The 8,785-nt window shown below is 65.3% G+C and carries 7 protein-coding genes; 3 read left to right on the forward strand and 4 right to left on the reverse strand.

Annotation, left to right across the window (positions count from 1 at the left end; genetic code table 11):
* Positions 1-1,328: NADH-quinone oxidoreductase subunit L (locus RJQ10_RS09260; RefSeq protein ID WP_350145855.1), on the reverse strand; the 1,328-nt coding region annotated here is incomplete at its 3' end.
* 118 nt (positions 1,329-1,446) lie between these two features.
* On the opposite strand from RJQ10_RS09260, the gene RJQ10_RS09265 reads away from it, so the two are divergent.
* From RJQ10_RS09265 to RJQ10_RS09275, 3 genes are all read left to right on the forward strand, one after another.
* The gene (locus RJQ10_RS09265) at positions 1,447-2,340 is read left to right on the forward strand and encodes a LysR family transcriptional regulator (RefSeq protein WP_350145857.1); all 894 of its coding nucleotides are present in this window, start codon (positions 1,447-1,449) and stop codon (positions 2,338-2,340) included.
* 20 nt (positions 2,341-2,360) lie between these two features.
* On the forward strand, positions 2,361-3,908 hold the full coding sequence (locus RJQ10_RS09270; protein ID WP_350145859.1) for a tannase/feruloyl esterase family alpha/beta hydrolase: 1,548 nt from the start codon (positions 2,361-2,363) through the stop codon (positions 3,906-3,908).
* A gap of 321 nt (positions 3,909-4,229) precedes the next feature.
* Complete coding sequence (locus RJQ10_RS09275; RefSeq protein WP_350145861.1) at positions 4,230-6,404, forward strand: glutamine synthetase III family protein; 2,175 nt, start codon at positions 4,230-4,232, stop codon at positions 6,402-6,404.
* Between the two features lie 51 nt (positions 6,405-6,455).
* On the opposite strand, the gene RJQ10_RS09280 is transcribed toward RJQ10_RS09275, so the two are convergent.
* The 3 genes from RJQ10_RS09280 to RJQ10_RS09290 all read right to left on the reverse strand — a co-directional run.
* Positions 6,456-7,538, reverse strand: a complete 1,083-nt coding sequence (locus RJQ10_RS09280; RefSeq protein ID WP_350145863.1) for a tRNA-queuosine alpha-mannosyltransferase domain-containing protein — start codon at positions 7,536-7,538, stop codon at positions 6,456-6,458.
* On the reverse strand, positions 7,535-8,392 hold the full coding sequence (locus RJQ10_RS09285; RefSeq protein ID WP_350145865.1) for an SDR family oxidoreductase: 858 nt from the start codon (positions 8,390-8,392) through the stop codon (positions 7,535-7,537). The genes RJQ10_RS09280 and RJQ10_RS09285 overlap by 4 nt, the downstream gene beginning before the upstream one ends.
* 103 nt (positions 8,393-8,495) lie before the next feature.
* Positions 8,496-8,785: HNH endonuclease signature motif containing protein (locus RJQ10_RS09290; RefSeq protein ID WP_350145867.1), on the reverse strand; the 290-nt coding region annotated here is incomplete at its 5' end.

The following is an 8,785-nucleotide window of genomic DNA, read 5'->3' on the forward strand; positions in this document are numbered from 1 at the left end:
ACCCCCCCCGGCCAGGCCCCCGCGGACGCTGCCGGCGCGAGCCCGGCAAACAGCAGGTGCCACAGCAGGTAGAGCTGGGTGAGCACCGCGACCTGCACCAGGCCCCGGAACAACAGCGCAGGGGCGGCTGCGTGCTCAAACCAGAGCAGTGAAGCCAGGCCCAGCGCGACGATGAACAGTGCCACCGGGGGCAGCGCAAGTGAGGGCAGGAAGAATTGCCAGGCCGCGGCGGAGGCGGCGACCAGACTGCCACTGAGACCCAGCGCAGCCAGATACCACAGCGGCGAGCGCGCTGCGGTACCTGTTGGCAGCAGGTCCCTGTCGCGTGCGGCCTGGACCGTTTCCCCCGCCGCGAGGAAGGCGTGGGCCTTGTACAGCGAGTGCGCGACCAGGTGCAGCAGGGCCAGCTCGTAGAGGCCGAGGCCAATTTCCATAAGCATGAAACCCATCTGCGCACAGGTCGACCAGGCCAGGCGCACCTTGATACTGATACGTGTGAGCATGACCAGGCCCGCCAGCACCGCTGTGAGGCTGCCGACCACGACCAGCACAGCCTGTGCCAGCGGCGCCAAAGACAACAGCTCGGCCAGCCGGATAAGCACGAAGCCGCCGATATTCACGACCCCCGCATGCAGCAGGGCGGAGACCGGCGTGGGCGCCTCCATCACCTGAATCAACCAGCCGTGCAGCGGCAGCTGCGCGGTCTTCAGGATGGCGGCCAGGGCAAACAACAGTGCCGCGCCATGCAGCGATGCCGGCAGCGAATCCACCGTAAGCAGGTAGGCCTGCAAGCCCTCCAGTGAAAGTGTGCCCGCGGTCTGGTAGATCAACAGGAGCGCCACTGCCAGGCAGAGTTCCGCACAGCGGCTCACCAGGAACTTCTTGTGCGCGACCACCTGTGCCGCCTTGCGCTCGCGATAGAAGGTGAGCAGGTGGTGCAGGCCGAGGCTGGTGCCGGTCCAGGCCAGCACGATGACCGCCAGGTGCCGGCTCACCACCAGCAGCCCCACGGCGCTCAGGGTAAACAGCATCGCGCGTACAAAGCGGGGCTGGCCAGGTTCACCGTTCAGATAGCGGGCGGAGTAATTGATGATGACCCAGCCCAGTACGGCCACCAGCAGCGCGGCAGTCAAACCCAGGGGATCAACCGCGAGCCCGGCCCACTGTGCCCCCGCCAGCGCTGTCACGGCGGCCGCCACAGTCGCGGCCAGGGCCGCGGCCGCGGTGATGCGCGCGATCGCCCAGTGCCGCTGCGCCTGAATACAGGCCACCCCGCAGCCGGCGGCATAAATCAACGGCAGCAACCAGCCACCCAATATCTCCGTCATACCAGCCCCCCGTTGCGTTCACGTTGTCGCGAATCCGGACAGCGCTATCCTGGGCTCGACCAATTCTTTTGTAAAATATATAGTTTCGATACTATCGTTCTTATAAAGAGAACTTTTTATGCGCCAATTGAATTTTCACCATCTCTACTATTTCTGGGTGGTTGCCAAAGAGGGGCACCTGACGCGCGCGGCCAACCAGCTGCATGTGTCGCAATCCGCACTGTCATCACAGATTCGCCAGCTCCAGGAGCAACTTGGACACGAGCTGTTCAGTCGCGATGGACGCTCCCTGCGGCTGACCGAAACCGGCCATCTGGTGCTGGAATATGCCGAGAGCATTTTCAGCCTCGGCAGCGAGCTGCTGGCCCTGACCGAAAGCGGGGAACTGCAGCGCCTGCAGCGCCTGCGCATCGGCTCGGTGGCCACGCTGTCACGCAACTTCCAGGAGAATTTTTTGCGGCCGGTGATTGGCGAGGCCAAAGTGAAACTGGTGATTCGCTCTGCCAGCCTGGAGGAGCTGCTGGAGCAGCTGCGCGTGCACAAGCTGGACCTGATCCTCTCCAACCGCGCGGTGGCCGCGGACACCTCCACGCCCTGGCGCTGCCAGCAGATCGCAGAGCAGAGCGTTTGCATCGTCGGCCCTCCCGGCAAGCTCGCACGGCGGTTCCGCTTCCCGCGGGATCTGGGCCGCTTGCCGCTGCTGTTGCCGGGGCCGAACAGCGAAATCCGCAACCAGTTCGACCTGTTGTGCGAACAGCACGGGGTAGAGGCCGATCCCTATGCCGAAGTGGAGGACATGGCAATGCTGCGCCTGCTGGCCCGCGACTCCGGCGGGCTGGCCGTGGTGCCGGAGGTGGTGGTGCAAGACGAACTGGAAAGTGGCAAGCTGCGGCGCTACTGTGTGCTGGACAAGGTTGTGGAACGTTTTTATGCCATTACCGCCAAACGCCACTTTGAACTGGTAGCGCTGAAAAACCTGTTGGATCAGTATCAACAAGTGGGCAAAAAATGAGATCCCCGGGGAGAGAGCGCATGCGACGCCATTTGCTTTACCTTGCACGCACAGTGCTGTTGCTGGTGACCGCGAATACAGCAGTGGCCGCAAGCGGCGATGAAACCGCCTGTGCTGCACTGGGTCCGGCCTTTGCAGGCCGGCACGGGTTGTCTCTGGAAACAGCCCCGGCGCTCGCACACAGCGTGGGGCTACCGGCATTCTGCCAGTTGCGCGGCCGCGCCGCAGGCAAGGTGGGTTTCGAAATGCGCCTGCCGCTGCACAGCGACTGGAACGGCAAGTTCCTGCTTGCCGGGTGCGGCGGCTTTTGCGGCCAGCTGCTGCCGGACAAACCCGGTTATTCCAACAGCATCAATGAAGCCCTCAAGAACGGTTACGCGGCCATGGCGCACGACAGCGGCCACCGGGCTGCATCCACCGCCGACACCGACTGGGCACGCAGCGGCGATGACAGGGCCCTCGCCCTGTGGGCAGAGAAGGTACTGCCTACCCTGGTTGCCGTGGCGGACGAGATTATCGACGCCTACTACCAGCGCACGCCGAACAGGCGCTATTTCTCGGGCTGTTCCAACGGTGGCCGCCTGGGCCTGGTAGCCGCGCAGCGCTACCCGGATCTGTTCGACGGCATCGCGGCGGGCGGCCCCATCCTCGACCTTTCCGGCAATGCCGGTGTCCAGGGCGCGTGGATGATACAGCAGGCCTGGACGGCCGCGGGCGCCCCCCGCTTCAGCCCGGAGCAGGTGCATCGCCTGGCAGCCCATGTACGCAGTGCCTGCGACACGCTGGACGGTGTGGAGGACAACCTCGTTGCCGCCCCCGAGCGCTGCCAGCCCGACCTCTCCGCGCTGCGCTGCGCGGCCGACCCGGACCCGGGCTGCATGAGCGAGGATCAGCTGCAGCGCGTAGCCGCGCTCTACCGCGGCGCGCACGATGGCGAGACGCAACTGTTCCCCGGCCTGCCCCCGGGCTCCGAACACTTGTGGCCATTCTGGATTACCGGCCTCGACGGACAGCCGGCCTGGGGCGGGCTCGCTTCACAGGGCTTCCTCGACATCTACCGCCGGGTGCCAGCAGGCGAGCACGTCAAGCCAACCGATATTGACGTGGTCGCCGAAGCGGCGCAGATGGCGGCTTCGCCGGTGGCGCTGCTCGCCAACGCCACCGACCCCGACCTGTCCGGCCTGCGCGCCGCCGGCAGCAAACTGCTGCTCTGGCACGGCTGGGCAGACCCGCTGATTCTGCCGCAGCGGACCATCCGCTACTTTGAGGCAGCTACCGCCACCAACGGTGGCGCAGCTGCGCTGGGTCAACAGGCGCGCTTGTTCTTGGTACCGGGGCACGGGCATTGCTGGGAGGCACCGGGCCTGGCACCGGACCTGTTTGACCCGGTGCAAATCCTGGATGCGTGGGTAGAACAGAATGTGCCACCGGCGCAGATCGTCGCCCGCAACCACCTTGATCCGGAAGCAGCGAATGCCACCGCCCTGCTCTGCCCGTATCCCCAGCGTGCCATCCACGACACCCGCGGCCCGGCAAACCAGGCCGCAAGTTATCGCTGCCGCGAATAGCGGCTGCCACCCCGGGGGCCACCCTGCACCGAAATAAGGCGCCGCAGGCCCCGTTTTGTGGCGTCCGCTGCAGGCGGCAAACCAGCCCCGGCGACGCAGTCCCGCGCAGGCGGCAGTTTTCCCCGCACCCAGCGCAGATTTGCGCCTGCAGGTAAAAAATATTCCGCAGTTGGACCGATTCTTGCCTCTACTCTTCCGATAGGGGGATTTTCTGGCACACCAGCGATACTACCGGCCCGCCCAGGCAGGCCGGTGGCTTTCTTCTGTCATGCGGCAGCTACCGCTGCCTGGACAGCACACCAGCAAACAGGAGCACTACCCATGACAGCCAACGAGAACCGGATCGCGGCGATCGCCAGCATCACGCACCGCAGCGCCATGCCCGTGGAAATGCCGCAGCCCCTCAGCAAGATCTGGGCCTGCGATGTGTTCAATCTCGCCGCCATGGAGGACTCTCTTTCCAAGAGTGCCTTCAAGGCAATGAAGAATACGGTGCAGACCGGCAGCCCGCTGGACCCGGCCACCGCCGATATCGTGGCGGCAGCGATGAAGGAGTGGGCGCTGGCCCGGGGCGTGAAGTTCTTCTCCCACATTTTCTACCCGATGACCAACATCACCGCCGAAAAACACGACGGCTTTATCATCACCAATGCCGATGGCGGCGCCATGACCGAATTCACCGGCAGCCTGCTGATCAAGGGTGAGCCGGACGGTTCCTCCTTCCCCAACGGCAGCCTGCGGATGACCGCCGCCGCCCGCGGCTACACCGCCTGGGACCCGACCAGCCCCGCCTACATCATGCACACCGCCAACGGTGCGACGCTGATGATCCCCAGCGTGTTCATGTCCTGGACCGGCGAGGCGCTGGACAAGAAAATTCCACTGCTGCGCTCGAATGCAGCCATGGATACCGCGGCGCGGCGGGTGCTGGGACTGCTGGGGGAAACGGATATCGCCCCGTTGAATTCCAGCTGCGGCGCAGAACAGGAATACTTTCTGGTCGATGCCGCCTTCGCCAATGCGCGCCCGGACCTGTTGCTCACGGGCAGGACACTGTTTGGCGCGGCGCCCGCCAAGGGGCAGGAGTTCGACGACCACTACTTCGGCGCCATTCCCGAGCGGGTCCAGGTGTTCATGCAGGACTTCGAGGACAAACTGTACCGCCTGGGCATCCCTGCCAAGACCCACCACAATGAAGTGGCCCCCGGCCAGTTCGAAATCGCACCGTATTTCGAGGCTGCCAACGTCGCCGCTGACCACCAGCAGTTGATGATGACGTTGCTCAAATCCACCGCCAAGGCCCACGGTTTCCTCTGCCTGCTGCACGAAAAGCCCTTTGCCGGCGTCAACGGTTCCGGCAAGCACGTGAACTGGTCGGTGGGCAACTCGACCCAGGGCAATCTGCTAGACCCCGGCAAGACACCCGACGACAACCTGCATTTCCTGCTGTTCTGCGGCGCGGTCATCCGCGGCGTACACCTGTACGGGCCCATGTTGCGTGCCGTGATCGCCTCTGCCGCCAACGACCATCGCCTGGGCGCCAATGAAGCGCCACCGGCAATCCTGTCGGTGTACCTGGGCGACCAGCTGGAAAAAGTCTTCATGGACATCAAGGAGGGCAAAATCGAGGCAGCCACCAAAGGCGGCATGATGGATCTGGGCCTGTCGCAGATCCTCACCTTCGAACGCGACCCCGGCGACCGCAACAGGACCTCGCCCTTTGCCTTTACCGGCAACCGCTTCGAGTTCCGGGCCGTGGGTTCGTCGGCCTCGGTCTCCGGCCCCCTGGTGGCGATGAACACCATGCTCGCCGACTCCCTGAACTGGATCGCAGACGAGCTGGAGCCGGCTATTGCCGCCACCGAGAACCAGACCGCGGCGGTCATTGTGGTGCTGAAAAAGCTGATGGAAACCCATGGCAATGTGGTGTTTGGCGGCAACGGCTACTCGCCGGAGTGGCACAAGATGGCGGTGGAAGAGCGGGGGCTCAAGAACCTGCCTACCTCCGCTGATGCGCTGCCGGAGCTCTGCAGCGACGCGGTGAAGACCCTGTTCTCCAGCACCGGTGTCCTCAGCCCGCTGGAGTTGCAAAGCCGTTTTGAAGTGTATTCCGAGCAGTACATCCTCTCGATTGAGGTGGAGGCCAAGCTCGCCATCGAAATGGCGACCACGCTGATCTATCCCGCGGCGATGCAGTACCTGGCGTCGCTGGCCAGCGCCAGTGTCGGCATGCAGCAGCTGGGCATCACCCTGGATCACAGCATTGCGCGCAAAGTGGCTCAGCATACCGATGCCATGCAGGCTGCGGTGGCCGAGCTTGGCGCAGCGCTGGAGCAACACGGGTTCGCTTCCATCGAAGAGCATATGCACCACTGCGCCTACGTGATCCGGCCTTTGATGGACGCCGTGCGGGTGCAGGCAGATCTGCTGGAAACCCAGGTTGCCGACGACTGCTGGCCGCTGCCGAAGTACCGCGAGCTGCTGTTTATCAAGTAGCGAAATGCCGGCCGCGATGTGCGCTGGGTGCGAGGCGCCGCGGGGAAAAAGCTATCCTGGCCGGATAGCCCTGTCGCCCAGCACCCGACCCCACAGCGGGGCCAGCCGATCGGCATACCAGGGCGAAACATCCGCCACTGACGGCAGGCCCCCGGCGAGCCAGTCCCGGAGGCGAGCCACCAGCGCCGGGAGGTCATCGGCCGGGTAGCGGTAGGCCGGGGCATATTGCTCCGGGTAACACAGGGCATCGGGCACCAGCGGCCGGGCGCCGGCACTGGCGGCCTCCAGCATCGCCAGCCCCTGGAATTCGTGGCGCGCGGTGCTGACGGCGATCCCGGCGCGACCCAGCAGGGCTCGATACTCAGCGTGCGGCAATCGACCGTCGGCAACAATCCGCTCCGGCAGGGCCTGGCGCAGCCGCGCCAGTGCCGGCGGCACCCGCCGCGGCCGTTTTCCCAGCAGGGCCAGGCGGAAGGGCACGTCTTCGGCGGCCAGTGCGATCATCGCCTCGGCAAACTGCTCCGGGGCCTTGTCGTGCTCCCAGCGATGGTTCCACAGCACCAGCTGTGGATCCCGCTCTGCGGCGCCGGGCACCGGCTCAATCGGCACCGGACACAGCGCAGTTTTCTGCGCCAGGCGCTCGACGATTCCCGCCGGCACCGCATCCGGCATCTGTGCCAGCAGCGTTGCCACGCCCTGCAGGTAGCTGTCGCGATTGAAGGCGGAATTGAACAGCAGTCGATCCGCCGCCAGCCCGCCGTAGAGCTGCACCATGCGCGGCTCCAGCCAGTGGCTCTGGCGGTCGCTGAGGGGATAGGCAAACTGGTTCTCGTGGAAGTAGTACAGTGCCGGCACGCCGGCCAGCCGCGGGTGCAGACCCTTCAGGGTGGCCAGGTCCACCATCGAGGTGGCGAGCAGCAGGTCCGGCGGCTCGGCTGGCAGCGCATCCAGCCAGGACAGGGGATTGCCGCGAATCCGCCAGGCGAAATGGCGGCCGGGCAATTCCAGCCGCTGCCAGTCTACCTGGGGCTGGGACGCCAGCAGCCAGTCCGCCCAGGCGGCGTGGCTTTCGGCACGGTAGGCGGAGAGTAGCCAGACCCGGGGGCGCCGGCCAGAGACTACCCTGCCGCTCATGCCGGATACTGGAACCCTACGCTCTCCTCGGTAACCCGCCACAAGCGCTCGGCCGCCTCGTCATCCCGCGCCCAGGGCTTGGGCCGCACCACCTTGCAGTCGGCAAAGTATTCGCCGCTGACTCCGGCCACTTTCTCACTGCTGCACAGGTAGATTGAGGTCTCCGCGCCCTTCTCCGGGGAACGGAAAAACGGCTTGAGCAGGATCGGCGTGATCCGGCTCATCAGGCCGCCATTCTGGGTGCCCAGCGAGGTCGACACGGCGCCCGGGTGCAGGCAGTTCACCGTCACCGGGGTGTCCGCCAGCCGCCGGGCCAGGCTGCGGGTGAAGAGGATATTCGCCAGCTTGGAACGACCGTACTCACGAAAGGTCTTGTAGCCCCGCTCCGCGTGCAGGTCATCAAAACCCATGTTGCGGGCGAAAGCGTGGGCCGCGGAGGCGACATTGACGATTCGCGCGCCGGGTACCTCCTGTATCGCCGGCAGCAGCAGCCCGGTGAGCAGGAACGGCGCAAAATGATTGACCGCCAGCGTCTCCTCGAAGCCGTCCACCGTGGTGCGGCGGCTGGTGTTCACCACTCCGGCATTATTCAGCAGCACGTCGATCGGGCGCCCCAGTGCCAGACACTCCCCGGCAGCCTCGCGCACACTGGCGAGGCTGGCCATATCCATTTTCACCACCGTCGGCGCCTGCCCGCCCGCGGCGGTGATCTCCGCGGCCAGTGCCGCGCCCTTCTCCGGGCTCCGGCACAGCAGGGTCAGCGTGGCGCCCTGCGCGGCCAGGGCCAGCGCCGTGGTGCGGCCAATGCCCGCGGTGGGACCGGTTATCAGCACGTGCTTGCCTTGCAGCGTCATGGTGGGGCTCCTGGCTATTGGAATCGAACGGCTGAGTATAGGGGTATTGGCAGCAAGCGACTACTGCACGTTAGCCGCTGCACGTTAGCCATTGCCGGGGGGCTCAATCGGACTGCCTGGTAGATCCAGCCTGAAATCCCTGACAATCCTGTGCCGCCAAAATCTCCGCGGAGTTGCCGTTGAGACGAATATCGAAGCATCCGCGGTGCAACTGCCGGTGATGGAAGCGACACAGCGTCACCAGATTGTCCAGCCGCGTTTCCCCGCCCTCGGCCCAGTGCCGGATATGGTGGGCATCCACATACTCTGATTCCTGGCAGCCGGGATACTGGCAGACCCCGTCCCGCTCGCGCAGGGCCCGGCGAATATGCTCCGGCACGATCCTCGACTTCC

The organism is Haliea sp. (assembly GCF_040222615.1).
Lineage (GTDB): Bacteria > Pseudomonadota > Gammaproteobacteria > Pseudomonadales > Halieaceae > Haliea.

Bases quoted from the DNA above. Each gene is read 5' to 3' on its own strand.
- RJQ10_RS09265 (WP_350145857.1), top strand. From the start codon at position 1,447: ATGCGCCAATTGAATTTTCACCATCTCTACTATTTCTGGGTGGTTGCC.
- RJQ10_RS09270 (WP_350145859.1), top strand. From the start codon at position 2,361: ATGCGACGCCATTTGCTTTACCTTGCACGCACAGTGCTGTTGCTGGTG.
- RJQ10_RS09275 (WP_350145861.1), top strand. From the start codon at position 4,230: ATGACAGCCAACGAGAACCGGATCGCGGCGATCGCCAGCATCACGCAC.
- RJQ10_RS09280 (WP_350145863.1), bottom strand. From the start codon at position 7,538: ATGAGCGGCAGGGTAGTCTCTGGCCGGCGCCCCCGGGTCTGGCTACTC.
- RJQ10_RS09285 (WP_350145865.1), bottom strand. From the start codon at position 8,392: ATGACGCTGCAAGGCAAGCACGTGCTGATAACCGGTCCCACCGCGGGC.